This is a genomic window from Mesorhizobium sp. P3_A9 (assembly GCF_056402975.1).
Map to the genome: position 1 here is coordinate 1 of NZ_JBFUGJ010000788.1, position 649 is coordinate 649.

Genomic DNA, 649 nt, shown 5'->3' on the forward strand with positions numbered 1-649 from the left:
CTACCACGGCGGATCGACCAACCACACGGACCGGAACCGGCGCGGCGTAAACCACGTTTTCACCATCCCGATGCTGCGGCAACAGCTTCATCTTCCGTCGGTCCTGTCCGATTTCCCGGGATTAAGCGCGGATCAGAAGAAGATTCTCGGATTTGGTCTGGACGAGTATCGCTCGGTGGACGCGTGGTTCGGCGCGCGGGCAAAGAAGTAGATGCCGCGAAAGCGGCACGCCCTTGCTTCCGATGCTACGGAACTGCCCGCTCGATGGTGACCGATTTGAACGCCGCCGTGCCGGTTCCCAGGGTCCAGACCCGAAACTCCATAACCGATGTGTGGTCGAGCGAGAAGAGCAGCTGTTGGGGGCCGTGACTTTCCGTCAAATCCTTCTGAGCTATAACTATTCCGCCCGGTGATGCAGCTGCGTCAATGCGCAGCGCGGCAGTCGGACTGCTGTTGGCTTCGACGTCAAAGATAAGGCGATACGTTCCCGGGGCGACGCTCACATAGGGACCATAGTACAGCGCGCCGTTCGCTTCCGGCGGCGCCACCAGCGCCTTCCCGTCGCCGCGCTCTTGCAGGGAGCCCACTTGTGTAAGCGCCTGGGCGTCCGCATGAAATGTTACCGGCTGTGTGAACCGAACATCCCAGC

1 protein-coding gene and 1 pseudogene are annotated in these 649 nt (G+C 61.0%); one reads left to right on the top strand and one right to left on the bottom strand.

The window, feature by feature from the left end:
- A pseudogene (locus AC1DX0_RS36750) lies at positions 1 to 211 on the top strand (phytanoyl-CoA dioxygenase family protein); the annotation flags it as partial.
- A 34-nt stretch (positions 212 to 245) separates the two neighbouring features.
- Here AC1DX0_RS36750 and AC1DX0_RS36755 read toward each other — a convergent pair.
- Positions 246 to 649: hypothetical protein (locus AC1DX0_RS36755; RefSeq protein ID WP_477359549.1), on the bottom strand; the 404-nt coding region annotated here is incomplete at its 5' end.